Origin of the sequence: Terrimonas sp., assembly GCF_003075435.1 — a bacterium.
GTDB lineage: Bacteria > Bacteroidota > Bacteroidia > Chitinophagales > Chitinophagaceae > Agriterribacter.
In genome coordinates this window covers 1-15,921 of the sequence record NZ_QCZJ01000003.1, presented here as the reverse complement: position 1 = coordinate 15,921, position 15,921 = coordinate 1, and the positions used below count along the sequence as shown (strand labels likewise).

At 39.9% G+C, this 15,921-nt stretch carries 13 protein-coding genes; 5 read left to right on the top strand and 8 right to left on the bottom strand.

All coding sequences use genetic code 11. From position 1 onward, the window contains the following. Nucleotides 1-128: 128 nt before the first annotated feature. The 5 genes from DC498_RS04695 to DC498_RS04670 form a co-directional block, all read right to left on the bottom strand. Nucleotides 129-1,304, bottom strand: a complete 1,176-nt coding sequence (locus DC498_RS04695) for an IPT/TIG domain-containing protein (RefSeq protein WP_116872988.1) — start codon at nucleotides 1,302-1,304, stop codon at nucleotides 129-131. Between the two features lie 80 nt (nucleotides 1,305-1,384). Then, the gene (locus DC498_RS04690; RefSeq protein WP_116873240.1) at nucleotides 1,385-2,713 is read right to left on the bottom strand and encodes a DEAD/DEAH box helicase; all 1,329 of its coding nucleotides are present in this window, start codon (nucleotides 2,711-2,713) and stop codon (nucleotides 1,385-1,387) included. Between the two features lie 260 nt (nucleotides 2,714-2,973). Beyond that, the gene (locus tag DC498_RS04685) at nucleotides 2,974-4,332 is read right to left on the bottom strand and encodes a Gfo/Idh/MocA family protein (protein ID WP_116872987.1); all 1,359 of its coding nucleotides are present in this window, start codon (nucleotides 4,330-4,332) and stop codon (nucleotides 2,974-2,976) included. 435 nt (nucleotides 4,333-4,767) lie between these two features. Continuing rightward, on the bottom strand, nucleotides 4,768-5,259 hold the full coding sequence (locus DC498_RS04675; protein ID WP_116872985.1) for a hypothetical protein: 492 nt from the start codon (nucleotides 5,257-5,259) through the stop codon (nucleotides 4,768-4,770). Between the two features lie 215 nt (nucleotides 5,260-5,474). Then, the gene (locus DC498_RS04670) at nucleotides 5,475-5,945 is read right to left on the bottom strand and encodes a hypothetical protein (protein ID WP_116872984.1); all 471 of its coding nucleotides are present in this window, start codon (nucleotides 5,943-5,945) and stop codon (nucleotides 5,475-5,477) included. Nucleotides 5,946-6,242: 297 nt separating this feature from the next. Between DC498_RS04670 and DC498_RS04665 the strand changes: the two genes are divergently transcribed. The 4 genes from DC498_RS04665 (at nucleotide 6,243) to DC498_RS04650 (ending at nucleotide 9,380) form a co-directional block, all read left to right on the top strand. Next, nucleotides 6,243-7,166 carry a DnaJ C-terminal domain-containing protein gene (locus tag DC498_RS04665; protein WP_116872983.1) on the top strand — a complete coding sequence of 308 codons (924 nt, stop codon included), beginning with the start codon at nucleotides 6,243-6,245 and terminating at the stop codon, nucleotides 7,164-7,166. 11 nt (nucleotides 7,167-7,177) lie between these two features. Beyond that, complete coding sequence (locus tag DC498_RS04660; protein ID WP_116872982.1) at nucleotides 7,178-7,480, top strand: chaperone modulator CbpM; 303 nt, start codon at nucleotides 7,178-7,180, stop codon at nucleotides 7,478-7,480. A gap of 88 nt (nucleotides 7,481-7,568) precedes the next feature. Further along, a complete protein-coding gene (locus DC498_RS04655) occupies nucleotides 7,569-8,372 on the top strand; it encodes an HpcH/HpaI aldolase family protein (protein WP_116872981.1) in 804 nt (267 codons plus the stop codon). Nucleotides 8,373-8,399: 27 nt separating this feature from the next. Beyond that, nucleotides 8,400-9,380 (top strand): Gfo/Idh/MocA family protein, encoded by a 981-nt coding sequence (locus DC498_RS04650; protein ID WP_116872980.1) that lies wholly within the window; start codon nucleotides 8,400-8,402, stop codon nucleotides 9,378-9,380. Between the two features lie 59 nt (nucleotides 9,381-9,439). Here the strand turns inward: DC498_RS04650 and DC498_RS04645 are convergent, their stop codons facing one another. From DC498_RS04645 to DC498_RS04635, 3 genes are all read right to left on the bottom strand, one after another. Then, entirely contained in the window at nucleotides 9,440-11,863 is a 2,424-nt protein-coding gene (locus DC498_RS04645; protein WP_116872979.1) for a hypothetical protein, read from the bottom strand. Nucleotides 11,864-11,961: 98 nt separating this feature from the next. Continuing rightward, complete coding sequence (gene uvrB, locus DC498_RS04640) at nucleotides 11,962-14,001, bottom strand: excinuclease ABC subunit UvrB (RefSeq protein WP_116872978.1); 2,040 nt, start codon at nucleotides 13,999-14,001, stop codon at nucleotides 11,962-11,964. 119 nt (nucleotides 14,002-14,120) lie between these two features. Next, nucleotides 14,121-14,615: a hypothetical protein gene (locus tag DC498_RS04635; protein ID WP_116872977.1), complete on the bottom strand. Its 495-nt coding sequence runs from the start codon at nucleotides 14,613-14,615 to the stop codon at nucleotides 14,121-14,123. Nucleotides 14,616-14,773: 158 nt separating this feature from the next. Between DC498_RS04635 and DC498_RS04630 the strand changes: the two genes are divergently transcribed. Then, nucleotides 14,774-15,811, top strand: coding sequence for a hypothetical protein (locus DC498_RS04630; RefSeq protein WP_116872976.1), 1,038 nt, complete (start codon nucleotides 14,774-14,776; stop codon nucleotides 15,809-15,811). Nucleotides 15,812-15,921: the final 110 nt, after the last annotated feature.

The following is a 15,921-nucleotide window of genomic DNA, read 5'->3' as shown; positions in this document are numbered from 1 at the left end:
TAAATTCCTTAAATAAAATAGAATAAAGATGATATGATATTTCTTTTAAGAAACTTATAACAGTAACTACCCGGTGTTTGTGTAATTACAGATATACCGATTATTGTGTGAAGTTGCAGGTTGTTGTGCTATTTAAATTCAATCTTTCTAACTTTATTTCCTTCATTTGTGTCATAGTTAAAAGTAGTAACGTACAGATTTCCATCAGCATCAATAGTAATTCCCTGAGGTCCGTTAAAGGATGCCTCCAGCCCAATTCCGTCAATATCAGCAGCCATACCACTTCCGGCTATTTTTGTTATGTTTCCTGCTTTGTCAATTTTATGAATACAATTTTTGAAATGATCAGCCAGGTAGAAATTTCCTGCAGTGTCCGGAATTGCTTCCCATCCTCCAAAATCTCCGTATGCATATGCAGGAGTGGCAGTGCCACTATTAGTAATATCATAAAGAAATCTATAGCAGGCAACCCACATTTTGCCCGTATGATCATAGAAAATATTTCTTGGTGTGATGATGTTATCTGTATATAGCACAGGGTTCATTCCGTTAATATCCGTTTTTGTTATTGTGCCCAATGTATTATTACCAATAAACAAGGAGCTTCCATTAGGGCTAACAGCAATGCCTGCAAGCGGCATCTCAGCAGTATATATTACAGACATATTTGCAGATTGATCCATCTTCATAACATGTTTATTAAAATCAGTAACAAATAAATTGCCTGTGTTATGATCAATGGCTATGTTATATGGGCTTGCAAAATCAAGGTTTCCTATTTCGTAATTTATTACGGTGCTGTCTGCAAGTGATATTTTTCGTATCAGCCTGGAGTATACATCCGCAATAAACAAATTATTGTTCCTGTCGGAAACAATGCCCCAGGGGCAATTAAATGTTGCGGTTGCCGCGCTTCCACCCTTATTGCCTGCCGTACCTGTGCCGGCGACTGTGGTAACAATTACTTTATACTCATACTCAAACTCCGGACCTTCGTAAGTCTCGTCGCCTATACTTACTGATACCCTGCCGGAACCTGCGTTTTCCGGCACCACAGCCTGTATGCTATCCGGAGTTGCTGTAATAATCCGCGCCTCTTTTTTATTGATAGTTACTTTAACCTTTGATATATCAGTAAATAAATTTTTCCCGAATGCAGTTATAGTATCTCCACCCCTGGCAGATGATGGCACAACAGACGTTAATTCAGGCTTGTTCTCTTTAATCTCTTTATTACACGCTGTAATACATTCAAATATGCTTATGGCTGCAATTGTACAGAATAGCTTAAAACTGCTTTTCATAATAGTTCCCCTTTGAATAAAACGCTAACGATTTTGTATAGAGGTTGTTGCTTAACCGGTTGCTAATATTATGGTATTGCTCATTTCGCCACATCAATTTTCACTTTCCTGTTCTTGATCTTTTCGTTTTTTATCAAATGCAGCGCATGACTTGCCTTTGTTTTACGGATAGCTACAAAAGAGAAAAAATCTTTTACATCAATCAGCCCGATGTCTTCTTTTTTCAGTTCTCCTTTCTTGCTTAAAAATCCGACAATATCAATTTTATTCACTTTATCTTTTTTTCCGGCACCGATAAAAAGCGTTGTCCATTTGGGTTTTTCCGGCAATACATCTTTCTCCGGTAGTATTATTTCTTCAGGTTCAATTAAAATATATGCAGGCATTTTTTCATCAGGCGCTAAAATAATAATAGCGGTACCACTCGCATCCATACGAGCCGTTCTGCCATTGCGGTGAATAAAGCTGTCCTCCGTATGCGGAATATGGTAATGAATAATATACCTGATATTAGGGATGTCCAATCCTCTTGCAGCCAGATCGGTTGTAACAAGTACGTTCACACTGCCATTGCGGAACTTGCTGAGCGCTGCATCTCTTTCTTTCTGCTCCATAGCGCCATGATAAAAAACATTGGTAATGCCTTTTTCTTTTATAAGATTACTGGTACGCTCTACTGCTTCACGGTGATTGCAGAATACAATAGTTGATCGATCTCCTAGAAAGCATATCAGTTTAAAAAGCGTATCTGCTTTATCATTAGCCGGGCTTAATACTTTTTTAAAAACAAGCTTTTCTGCGGGTGGGGCATCACCTGTAAGGAAATTAAGTTTAGCAGGTTGCAACAACCTGATAAACGCCGGCATATCTTCAAGATCAGTAGCAGAAGTAAGTATACGCTTTTTTATATCAGGCAGCGATTGAATAATAAAATCCATCTCTTCCTGGAAACCCAGTTCCAGCGATTTGTCAAACTCATCCAGCACAATGGTTTCAATAGTATCTGTAGTGATATTGCCTCTTCGTATATGATCTCCCAGTCTGCCCGGCGTACCGATGATCAATGCAGGAGGTTCAACCAGGTTATTTTCTTCTGTTTCTCTTTTGTGGCCTCCATAGCAGCAGGTAACTTTAAAATCTGTAGTCATCTTTTTAAACACCAGTTCAATCTGCTGCGCCAGTTCCCTGGAAGGCGTTACGATCAGCGCCTGTGTTTTTTTTAAAGCAGGATTAAATGCATGTAGCAAGGGTAGCAAAAAAGCGAGTGTTTTTCCCGAGCCGGTTGGAGACAAGAGAATTGTGTCATCATTACCGGTTACGGCTTCGAATGCAGCCACCTGCATATCATTAAGCGCTTTTATTTTCAGCCGTGCTAATATTTTTTCCAGGGAAGTATTATTGATGTTCATTTGAAGCAAAAGTAAGGAAAGAGAAAGAGGTTTCACCGTCTGCATTAATTGGCTGCTTACCCGCTTATCAATTGAACAGCATTGTAAATATCCATTAAAGTTTTTTTCTTTAATGGTCTTAATGTAAGTATTTCTTCTGCTGACTTATACCCTTCCAGTTCCTAATATCCTGTTCCATTTAATATTGGGGCATGCAAAAAGCATTATAGCTTCTATATATACAAGCTGGTCTCTGTCAGATGACCGGATTGGAGTTCAAATTACGCTCCCGGATGCACCCACGGGCCCCTGTATTCCCTCTTCAGCAACTTTGTGGCTTCCGGATCACCTACAATTTCTTTTTTTATGGGGTCATAACTTAATGCCCTTCCCAGCTTCATAGAAAGATTAGCGATAATACAACTGGCAGTTGATATATGTCCTTCTTCTATATCAGCCACAGGTCTTGTCTTATTATCAATTGCTTTCAAAAAATCCAGCATATGTAAACGGGTTGCAGGCGCCGCATTCAGCTCTATATCCGGCTCAGTTACATCTTCAGGATACTTTTCTTTTTCATACACTACATCCATATGTATTTTTTCGCCTTTGCCATTAGGAATGAAATCATATTTCATAGTGCTGCCGCAAAGCGTACCTTTTTCCCCATATAACTTAAATGCCCAGGGATATTCAGGATCGGCAGGCGTACCCCAACTGCGATGTTGCCAGATACACTCCAGTTCGTCATATTCAAATATGGCACTCTGTGTATCGGCTATATTACTCTTGCCTGTTTTATCTACATATATACCTCCGGTAGAGCTGATGCGTTTTGGCCAACCCAGTTTCAGCATCCACCGCACGGTGTCGAGCATATGCACGCACATATCCCCCATAATACCATTGCCGTATTCCATAAAAGTGCGCCACCAGCGCACATGCGGCAATCCATCGTAAGGGCGTAATGGCGCGGGGCCAGTCCACATTTCATAATCGAAAAAATCAGGTACTGCCTGAACGGGCGGGTTGCCATTATTTCGCATGTGGTAATAGCAGCACATTTCTACATGGGATACTTTTCCTAACAGTCCCGCATCAATGATGTTTTTCTTTGCCTCTATTAAATGCGGCGTGCTTTTTCTTTGTGTACCAACCTGCACCACTTTATTGTATTTTCTTGCCGCGGCAACCATTGCTTCGCCTTCCATTACATCAACACTTATGGGCTTTTGTACATATACATGCGCACCTGCCTGCAATGCGGTAATAGTATGCAAAGCGTGCCAGTGATCGGGCGAACCCACCAAAACGATATCTGGTTTTTGTTCAGCCAGTAGCTTTCGGTAATCGCCATACATGACAGGTTTTTTACGACTGGTTTGTCGCTGGCTTACCATTTCAGCCGCTTTTTCAAGCTGATGCCTGTCGGGATCACAAAGCCCTACCACATCTACAGGCGCCACCTGAATTAACCGGAACAGATCACTCTTGCCATACCAGCCTGTACCAATCAACGCCACGCGCCTCGCAGGCGCTGTGCTGAAAAAATCCATACCATTTGCTTTAAGTGAAGCGAGCGCAAGCGTTGCAGAAGCTCCACGGATAAATTGTCGGCGATTGATATTGTATTGGCTCATACAGCATAATGATTTTGTAAAGTCTGGTTTTAAAGATAGGAAGGTTTAAGGAATTTCTGCGCTGAGCTATAAACGATCACATATAAGCGGCAATTTGCTTAAGGATACCCTCCTTTTATTTTCAAAACAGTTATTCATGAAAGCAGGGCATTTCAAAGAGTTTATAATATACATCTACAGTAATTTTGCCGGCAACTTTCCGGGGGTTGTTGCAGGAAACGCTGAATGCACAATGAGTAAACAAGAGGCCGTGACCGGTAATAAAACCAGCTTAAGATCAAAAAAACTACTGATTCGTTGAAAGTATATACACATCTGCCTGAGTAAGCACAAAAATGATCAACAATCAGCAGATATTCGATATGCCTGAAGGTGTAATCCGGAAACTGAGCGGTTGAAGCATTGGTATAATCATGAGATTTGCTAGGTTTAATTTTAGAAAATATCTCGTAATAACTCACTTCTTACAGAAGGTTCCATAATGAAATCGTATAGTATGGAAACATGATGTTTTCTGAATCCGGATTTTTTACAATGCTGCAAAATCTTATGGCATTCTTCTAAACACGCATTATAAACATACTCACAAAAAGGTTGATTTTCAAACATGGGAATATCTATAAATTTGGCGTCGTTTATTCCTTTAGTGCTAAAGAAAAAAACTTCAAAGCCATCTACCGATTCGGTATCAAAATCTATTGGAACAATGCAGCCAACATAACCATCATTACCTGGGCGAAATACATACCGCTGTCCGAGATTTACCGGCAGAATGCCATTTTTAGGTAATGTAAGCGCCAATCTTGGATCATTCGAATCTATGTCCAGATCAGTTAAAAGCTTCTTTACAAGATCAAAATACCTGGACAACCATTTTTCAGAAGGGAACTGTAAAAGACTTTTAATAAGAAGCTCGTAATTGCTCATAAGTTTTGTTTTTCAACTACACAGATCTTACAGACCTGTGCGGTTACATTTTCTCTGATCTCAACCAATTCTTTATTCCGGGTAATTCAACTGACGTTGAAATAGGCCTTTGCAATATTATAGCAAAATTAAAAAGGCATTTCCTTTCGGAAACGCCTTTTCTGACCAGTGAAATGTTTATGATAAACTTTAAGCTACTTTACTATTCTGCCATACTATTTTCTGGCTTTAACAGGCCTTGTTACTGCTACAGTTTGAGCAATAGCTTCACTGCCTACACTTAAATCTTTATAACCAATTGTAGTTTGAGTAGCAAGCTCAGTATAGTTCACTTCATCCAACTCTTCACCAATAAACCAAAAACCTAATTTTACCTGCCTGCCGGTTTTACTATCTACCCCGTTTACAGAAAAGCTCATTTTCTTTTCAAGAGAATCGAGATGTGCATTTTCTATTTTCACCAATGTTATATAAGAGGTATTATTTTCAGTTATTGTAAAAGAAATATTTTTTTCAGTTACATTGATATTTGCTAACTGGTTCACTTCTTTCTCTATAAAATACGCATTACTGGCAGAGTCATATTTCACGCTCTGGTGTTGCTGAGATACAAAATGATAGTTCTGTTGAGCTTTTAAACCAGCTGTGATCAAAAATGCAACCAGTAAAATTGATATCTTTTTCATAAAGTACGGTTTCGTGTATATAAAACGGGAAACAAGCTGCGATATGATACAGGTATACCCTTATTTCGACAATAAGCATAATTTGCAGGATGAATGCATTTCATCCTGATTTACCGATTATCTGCCGTTTGATATTTATATATAAAACAACAGTAGCCGAAGTGAGCGAGGCATGTATTTTAAAAATACCCTTAGCGATTGTAGTAAAAAGCAGGGCATCTTCATTAATTATTAACAATTAGTGGCTCTTTCGTAAATTTATAGTAAACATTTATCAATTATACCGGGGAACAACATATGGAATTCATAGATTATTACAAGATTTTGGGATTGGATAAGAACGCCAGCCAGGATGATATTAAAAAAGCATATAGAAAACTGGCGAGAAAGCACCATCCTGATTTAAATCCGAATGATAAAGAGGCACACAAAAAGTTTCAGCAGATCAACGAAGCGAATGAAGTATTAAGTGATCCTGCAAAAAGAAAAAAGTACGACCAGTATGGCAAAGACTGGCAACATGCAGACGAATTTGAAAAAGCAAAGCAACATCAACAGGAAAGGGGTTACACCTCTGGTGGAGATTTTGGCGGTAGTGGCTTTGGCGGCAATTTTTCCTCAGAAGATTTTTCTTCCGGTGATTTTTCTGATTTTTTTAATACTATGTTTGGAGGCACAGCCGGCGGGGATAGCAGAAGCAGGCGGCAGGCACAGTTTAAAGGGCAGGACTTTAATGCTGATATGACCATCACACTCAGGGAAGCGTATACCACACACAAACGCACCTTCACTATAAATGATAAAAATGTGAGGATAACTGTTCCTGCGGGTATAGCAGAAGGGCAAACGATCAAATTAAAAGGATATGGCGCCCCGGGAGTAAATGGCGGACCTGCAGGTGATTTGTACATTACTTTTCATATAGAAGAGGATGCTATATTCAAAAGATTAGGCGATGACCTGTATACTACCGTTGACCTTGATCTGTATACAGCCGTACTGGGAGGAGAAAAAATGATTGATACTATAAACGGGAAGGTGAAGCTGAAAATAAATCCTGAAACACAAAACGGAACCAAAACAAGATTAAAAGGAAAAGGATTTCCTGTATACAAAGAAGAAGGAAAATCCGGTGATCTTTTTGTAACATGGAATATTAAAATCCCTACAGGCTTAACCGAAAAACAAAAAGCATTATTCAGAGAAATATCTCAATCTTAACATATAGTGATATGCATACAACAGAAGATTTAATACCACAGGAAGCATGTTGCACACAATACAACATAGCGGTATCCTTTATACAGCAGTTGAATGAATATGGCTTGATTGATATTGTTACGGTAGAAGAAAAAACATTTCTGCATAGTGGACAGTTGAATGATCTTGAAAAGTTCATCCGCCTGCATTACGACCTTGATATTAACATGGAAGGCATTGACGCAATAGCACACCTTTTAACCAAAGTAAGAAGCCTGCAGGGAGAAATTACCAACCTGAAAGCAAGGCTGCAGGTTTTTAGTATTGATGAATGAATTGAGTATCAGGGTGGATTGAGTATATAATAAAATAAGCATTCTCCTACTTGCTGAAGAATTAATCAATACTACATTCAAAATAACTATGCTGCAGAAGTTAAAAAATGGAGAACGGGTATATGGAACATGCTTCACCTCCACTGCACCGGGCTGGCCCATTATTTTCAAAAAAGCTTCGCTTGATTTTGCTTTTATTGATACAGAACATATCGCCATCGACAGGTCTGATATGGCACGCATGTGCCAGGTAATGCTTGCATATAATATTACACCGGTCGTGCGCATACCTGCACCTGATCCATATTTGGCAGGACAGTGCATTGATGCAGGAGCGAAAGGAGTGATAGCGCCTTATCTTGAATCTGTTGAGCAAATAAAAGAGTTGGTTGCCGCAACAAAATTCCGCCCACTGAAAGGAAAAATACTGAACGAGGTAATGAACAGTGAAAAAGAATTATCTGCAGATATGAAGGCATATCTTTCCAAATATAACCAGGGCAATATTTGCATAGCCAATATAGAAAGTGTGCCTGCATTAAATAAGCTGGATGAACTGCTCGGCGTGCCGGGCTTAGATGCTGTATTTATTGGCCCGCATGATCTTTCTATCAGCCTTGGCATTCCTGAACAATATGATCATCCCACGTTTGATAAGGCTGTTAAGCAGATCATTCATACCAGCAGAAAAAAAGGGTTATCTGTTGGCATACATTTTTCACTGGAACCGGAGCGGCAAATAAAATGGATACAGGAAGGCGTGGATATTGTGATACACAGTTCGGATATAGCATTATTCAGTCAAAAACTGAACAACGATATAAATATTATAAAGAAGGCCGTTGGCGACACTGAGGACGGAGGCACTAAAGATATTACGCCGGTTATCTAATAAACTTTTTTTGACAAAAATAATAGTATGCAACATATACAATGGGGTATGATTGGTTGCGGGAACGTAACAGAAAAAAAGAGTGGTGCTCCTGCTATAAATAAACTGGCAAACGCTTCTTTGGTTGCCGTAATGGCAAGAAAAGCAGATAAGGCCGAAGATTATGCAAAAAGACACAATGTGCCCAAATGGTATACAGATGTAGATGAGCTTATTAACGATCCTGATGTAAATGCTGTATATATTGCTACTCCTCCTGGCGTGCACCTGGAATATGCCGCTAAAGTGATAAAAGCAGGTAAGCCGGTATACATAGAAAAACCAATGGCAAGAAATTTTAAAGAGTGCGAAGAAATTAATCGCCTTGGTAGCGAAGCCGGTGTGCCGGTGTTTGTAGCATACTACCGGAGGACATTACCCTATTTTTTAAAGCTCAAAGAACTGGTTGACCAGAAAGTCATTGGCGATATCAGGTGCGTGAACATTACTTTACATTGGCAGCCTTATGATGATGAAGTGGGAGAAAACCCACAGCCGCGATGGAGAGTGTTCCCCGAAATATCTGGTGGCGGGCATTTTCATGATCTTGCTTCCCACCAATTTGATATACTTGAATTTTTGTTTGGAGAAATAACTTATGCCAAGGGTATAGCACGCAACCAGGCTCATTTATATAAAGCTGATGATGTAGTGGTAGCGAATTATGAATTTGAAAATGGAATTGTAGGCAACGGCAGTTGGTGTTATACTGTCAATAAAGAACAGCGTATTGACCATGGACAATTCATCGGTTCAAAAGGTAAAATAACTTTCTCATTTTTTTCAGCCACAAAAATAAAAGTTGAAACCGCTGAGGGAATAGCGGAATACGATATCCCCTACCCGGATCATGTACAGCAACCATTGCTTGAAACTATAGTAAAAGAGTTACGCGGTGAAGGTAAATGTCCGAGTACTGGTAATACCGGCGCAAGAGCCAATTTGATCATGGATTATATTACTTCCTGATGCCGGTTCACCAATACCCGCAACTTACAGTCTGAGGACGAACCGCACCAGCGTGCTACTTACTTCTTCATCAACCATATCTCCGTAACCTGTGAGCCACGTTCTCCTTCACCGCAATTCCATGTAAATACAACTTTGCCGCCTGCGGTAGCTTCGTGCGGAATATCAAATTCATACACAGGCTTTTGCCCTGTTTGCAAAAAATCATGGATCACGATATTATCATTTGCAACCAGTTTTACTTTAGACCTGAACCTACCGGTATAAGTGATCCGTATTTTGTAAGAGGCAGTTGTATCAAGGTTTTCATATTTTATCTGCAGCGGCTGATCATATAATGTATTGATCTGTGTCATCCATGCGGCAGGTGTTGTTTGCCCTGAAAAGCCCTGTGCTTTTATCTCGTCTACCCATTCTTCTCCAATAATACCAATGCCGTAAGATTTACGTGGAGATTCCAGGCTGCCCGGATCTTCAGCCCATGTTTTATTTGATATTACTTTGCTCCTGCTTTCCTCAGAACCAAAATGATCATAAAAACCACCAGGCCCCGGATCTGTACGATGCAGCATTTCATTTACTTTAGCCATCATTTCATTAGCATCAGTTATTTTTTCAAATGTATTCAACTGGTCATTGAGCCAGGGCGCATCATTCAATGGCATATCTATATTATCCATAAAATTTCCCCTGCCCGAAACGCCACCATGTTTTTCAACCGTAAGTTGTGCGCCAATAGTGCTGAATAAAGAGTCCGCTAATGTGTTGCATCTTTCCTTCAGTGCCAGCCCAACAGGTTGTTGCTTTGACTTCGCTAATATTTCTTTTGCTTCCTGAATGATAGCTGCAATAGTCTCAGGTGTTGCATTCTGCAATACTTCTCTTGCCTTTGATTCAAGCGCTGTTTCATATATCAGGCGTCTTTGTATAAGCGCGTCATAATATGCACGCAGCAGGCACATCTGAAAACGGAAATTAAACAGCATGAGTTCGGCCCGTGCTTTCTTTTCAATATCCTGCCACTGCATTAAAGTTTGTGCAACAGCTTTATTGATAAGCAATGGTCCGCGGAAATTTTTTTCAAGATTCATTATACCCTGCGCTGCTGATTCTGCAAGATCTGAACCAAAAAACAAACGACAATAGTCACGCATTGTTTCAATCACAGGTGTTTCCGGATCCCAGTCCTGGTCACTCCATACAAATTTATTTACATCATCGTTTGTGCCTTCCGAATAGCTGATACTACCAGCTCCATATTTAGCAAAAACATTGTGTATATGTTTTTCATCTTCCGGCCTTGGATTGATACACTCCCTTCCTAACGTCATCGTATAAGCGACATCCCAATCCGGCACCGGGTATTGCGCGGTATAGCTGTGTGTAATATCCGGGTACATGCGGATAGGTATGGAATCCTTCAATTGCTTTCTTAATTCTGCAACCGGAATTTTTACCCAGGGTCCAAATACCACACCACCAAACCAGGGATAACCGCTGTTGGCATGTTTTATAAAATCATCCAGCCATTTTTTTGTTGGGCGAAAAGCCTGTGTTGATACCCACACTTTTGCTTTAGGGTGCATTTGCCGCAGCGATAAAGCAATTTTACCGAGCCAGCTAAACAACTGATCGGGCTCCAGGTCGCCGGGGTCGCCGCCAGGCACAAACACGTGATCTAATTTGGGAAGCGAGCCAAATACTTCCATGCGCTCCTGTATCTCCTTTTTAAGTGAATCGCGGTTGGAATAATCCGGTCCCATATTCGGGTACCACATCCATACATCAAGATTATATGCCTTACAGATCTTTGCCTGCTCTATGATCATCTTTTCAGGACGTAGCTTCATATGTACGCTGGTATCGTCATCATCAGTACGCGGCGGCATAATTTCAATACTGTTTGCACCAAATAATGCCAACTCACGGATGTATTGATCAAATTGTTTAACGGAAAACGCGTCGTAAGAATTTGTTTTAGGACGAAAACCCAATTGATGGCCCCGGATAGGATATTTAGGAGTGGTTGAAACAGATACTGTTTCAGGTAATGATAATTGGTTATTGCGCATCTCTGCTTTCCTCAAAAACCTTCCTATGCCATATAATACGCTTCTTGCATCTTTCGCAACTATTATAACTGATGTAGTCGGTTTATGTACAATAAGTTTGAAACCCTCATTGCCCGGTTCGGGGAAATTGCCTGCCGCGGCACGAATTTCTTTAGGCAGCTTTGATGCTCTCTCATTGAGCGCAATATATATAGCGGGTTGATTTTCCCCGGGTAATTTCTCAACCACAGTAAGATCAATAGCCGTTCTTTTCTGCACTTCTTCCTTTAATACCTGCAATGGTTTTGCAAGCGAAATTGTTTTGGTATCACCAACCCAAATAACCGCGTTAGACAGATCGATGGACTGAGAATACGAGTAGTTTTTAAAGAAAACAAAAACAAATAGTACAAGCAGGGTTTTTCCTCTCATAAGTATGGGTTTATTATGTTGCAATATATAAAGATAAATGCTGGTAACATATACTCAGGCACTGCGGTGCATTTGCCTGGGGCGAGAAAACACAGTTTCTACTGCTTCATCGCTTCCAGTTTTTTCTGCATGGCAAACATTTCATCCCTCAATCTTGCCGCTTCCATAAAATCAAGATCTCTCGCTGCTTTTTCCATTTCTTTCTTAATTTTTGCGATGGCCTTTTCCATTTTGGGAACAGTCTGGTATTCTTCCTGGTCTTCAGCGGCAACAGTTACCAAGTCCTCATCAGGGGCTAATGCATAAGGTTTGCTGGTATCATAGCCTTTAATATCCAGTACAGAAGTTTGCGCGAACACCTGGTCTTTTGATTTTTTAACCGTAGTTGGTGTAATATTATGTTCAATATTGTATGCTACCTGCTTTTCGCGGCGCCGGTTGGTTTCATCAATCGTACGCTGCATACTTTCAGTCATTTTATCGGCATAAAAAATAACCAGCCCATCAACGTTACGGGCAGCACGGCCGGCTGTTTGTGTCAGCGATTTTTCATTGCGCAAAAACCCTTCTTTATCCGCATCAAGTATTGCAACCAAAGATACTTCCGGAAGATCCAGCCCTTCACGCAATAAATTTACTCCAACCAATACATCTATCTCACCTAACCGAAGTTGCCTCAATATCTCCACACGTTCCAGTGTATCAACTTCGCTGTGTATATATTTTGATTTGATATTTATACGATGAAGATATTTATCCATTTCCTCCGCCATGCGCTTAGTTAGGGTTGTAACCAGCACACGATCGCCTTTGGTAACACGCTTATCAATTTCATCCAGCAGATCATCAATCTGGTTCACACTTGGTCTGATCTCTATCGGAGGATCAAGTAATCCTGTAGGGCGAACAACCTGCTCAACCACCACACCACCTGTTTTTTCCAGTTCATAATCACCTGGTGTAGCAGATACATATACCGTTTGATTCAGCATGTTTTCAAATTCATGAAAATTTAATGGCCTGTTATCTAATGCAGATGGCAACCGGAAACCATAATCCACCAATACCAGTTTTCGGCTCCTGTCACCACCATACATACCACTGATCTGCGGTATGGTTTGATGACTCTCATCAATCACACACAAAAAATCTTTGGGAAAATAATCAAGCAGGCAGAATGGCCTTGTGCCCGGCTCACGCCGGTCAAAAAAACGGGAATAGTTTTCAACGCCATTGCAATAGCCAAGTTCACGAATCATTTCCACATCATAATTCACTCTTTCACTCAGACGTTGTGCTTCAATATATTTCCCGGAGCTTTTAAAATAATCTACCTGCCGGCCCATCTCATCCTGTATCTCATACAACACCTGCTGCAGCATATCTTTTGGAGCGAGGTATAAATTAGCAGGAAATATAGCCGCATTATCTACCGCCGCAATTCTCTTACCACTGCTGATCTCCAGCGTTTCTATCGTTTCAATTTCATCGCCAAAAAAACTGATGCGATAGCCGGAATCCATGTAAGGAAGATTAATATCAACCGTATCTCCATTTACCCGGAATGTGCCACGGTTAAAATCACCCTGGCTACGGGTATATAAAGCATTTACAAGCGAATGCAAAAAGCCCTGACGGCTGATCACCTGGTTTGTATGAATGCGTATAATACCGTTTTCAAACTCAGCAGGATTACCAATACCATAAATACAACTAACCGATGCCACAACAATAATATCCCTCCGTCCGCTTAACAATTGAGCGGTTGCCTGCAAACGAAGCTTGTCTAATTCTTCGTTTATGGAAAGATCTTTTTCTATATAAGTATCACTTACCGCTATATATGCTTCCGGCTGATAATAATCATAATAAGAAACAAAGTAACCTACTGCATTATCAGGAAAAAACTGCTTAAACTCACCATACAATTGTGCAACCAGGGTTTTGTTATGCGTGAGTACCAATGTCGGCCGTTGTACTTGCTGAATAACATTCGCCATAGTGAATGTTTTACCGGAGCCGGTAACACCAAGTAAAGTTTGATGTTTTTCTCCCTGCAATATTCCTTCAGTGAGCTGCCGTATTGCCTCAGGCTGATCGCCGGAGGGCGTATATGATGAATGTAGTTTGAAAGGCATGAAAAATAATATATGTTTTGAAAACCATTAAGAAGTTAAGGTATATTAAGGCGTTTTACTTAATTTTCTTAATTCCTTAATGGTTAAGAACTAATAGTGTTCCCGGGAATAACACGAGATTAAGAAAAAGTAATGATTTTAGAAGGAGCAGCATTACGCAAATAAAAATTTGCGAATCCGTTTTCAAATATTTCTTCCAGGTATTTTGATGAATAGCTCATTAAATTGTCTACTCCTTTTTCAGGAGAGAGCTTCTCCAATGCTTCCTGGCCATTAACTTCTTTAAAATCCCGGATACCCATTTGAAAAGATGCTATCTCCGCTGCTTTATTCATATAAGCGCTGTTGGCAATAAACTTACACTCCTCTAGAAACTCCGGTTTGTACACCATTTCATCCTCATCTTCGTTTATTTCCACTATATCTTTTACTCCAAATTTTTTGTGCTGTGCAATTAAAAAATGTTCCAGGTCAATTGCCTCATTCATCAATTGTGATTCTTCTTCATCTCCCTCTTCATCTCCTAATGCCGCATTATCTATCATCTCCACACCAAGAAATGCAAGCTGTAATAATAGCCTGTATTGATTATTGCTCAATTCTATTTTCTGCATATGTACCTATTTATATCAGCAATTTACTGCTATATTTTTGAAGAAAGAGAATTCAATCGTTTCTTAACAGTGTATTTCTGCAATGCGGGTATTGTATTATTAACATATACCTCCCCTGATTATATTTTAAAAACTATATTGTATATAAAATACCGGGTATGATTCGTATTGCCATGCTTATATTCACCATATTTATTCATACAATTTGTTTTTCGCAGAAAAAGCAAACGCTTATCAGTAATGATGATTTACTTTTTTTAAAAACCATTACAAGCGCAGTTATAGATAGTTCCAGAATTTTACCGGGACAGGCAATTCCTTCTTTCGGTGAAAATAATACCGGCGGAGTTTTGATAAGGCCCGGAGGCCGAAATGCTTATCCATCATTCTGGATAAGAGATTATGCGATGGCGTTAGAAACAGGCTTTATTACAGCTAAAGAACAAAAGCACATGCTCTTACTTGCAGCTTCTACCCAATGCGATCAAACATGGATCACAAAAAACGGGAGCCTCATTCCGCTGGGAGCCATTGCTGATCACATCCGTATTGATAATAGTTTGCCTATTTATTATCCCGGTACATATAGCTATGAAGAGCAGGGAACAAAACAATTTGGAATGACTCCTCCTTATTGCGACCAGTTTTATTTTGTTCACATGGCATACAATTATGTAAAAACAACTTCAGATGTTGTTTTACTCAATAAAGATATCAATGGAACCCGTTTGATAGACAGGTTAGAGATCGCATTTAAAGTCCCTCCTGCCAGGGCAGATAATCATATTGTTTACACTAATGATGCTTTCAGGGGAGTAGATTTTGGATTCAGAGACGCGGAAGAAATTACAGGAGATCTTTGTTTTGCTTCTCTTTTAAAATACCGGGCAGCCAGCGAGATGGCTGAATTGTTTACAATGATTCATCAACCCTTAAAAGCTGATCGATACAAACAGATTGCCGCAGCTATAAAAAAAGCGTTGCCTTCAACTTTTGCAGATGAAAAAGGTATGCTGCGTGCTTCAACAGGAAAGAGCAAACAGGCAGATACATGGTCAACAGCATATGCTGTGTGGCTTAACGTTCTGGAAGGAGATGATCTTACCAAAGCGTGCCAGGCATTATCAGATGCGTATGAAAAAGGTACACTGGCATATAAAGGAAATATCCGGCATATACTAGACCTCTTGTATTAATTGAAAAAGGCATATAATTCATAATTGTAAATGCCAGCGATTAAATTTACTCTTAATCCAAAACGTTTTCTTCTGTTACGGTATCGTTCGCCCAGTATTTTGAATACTTT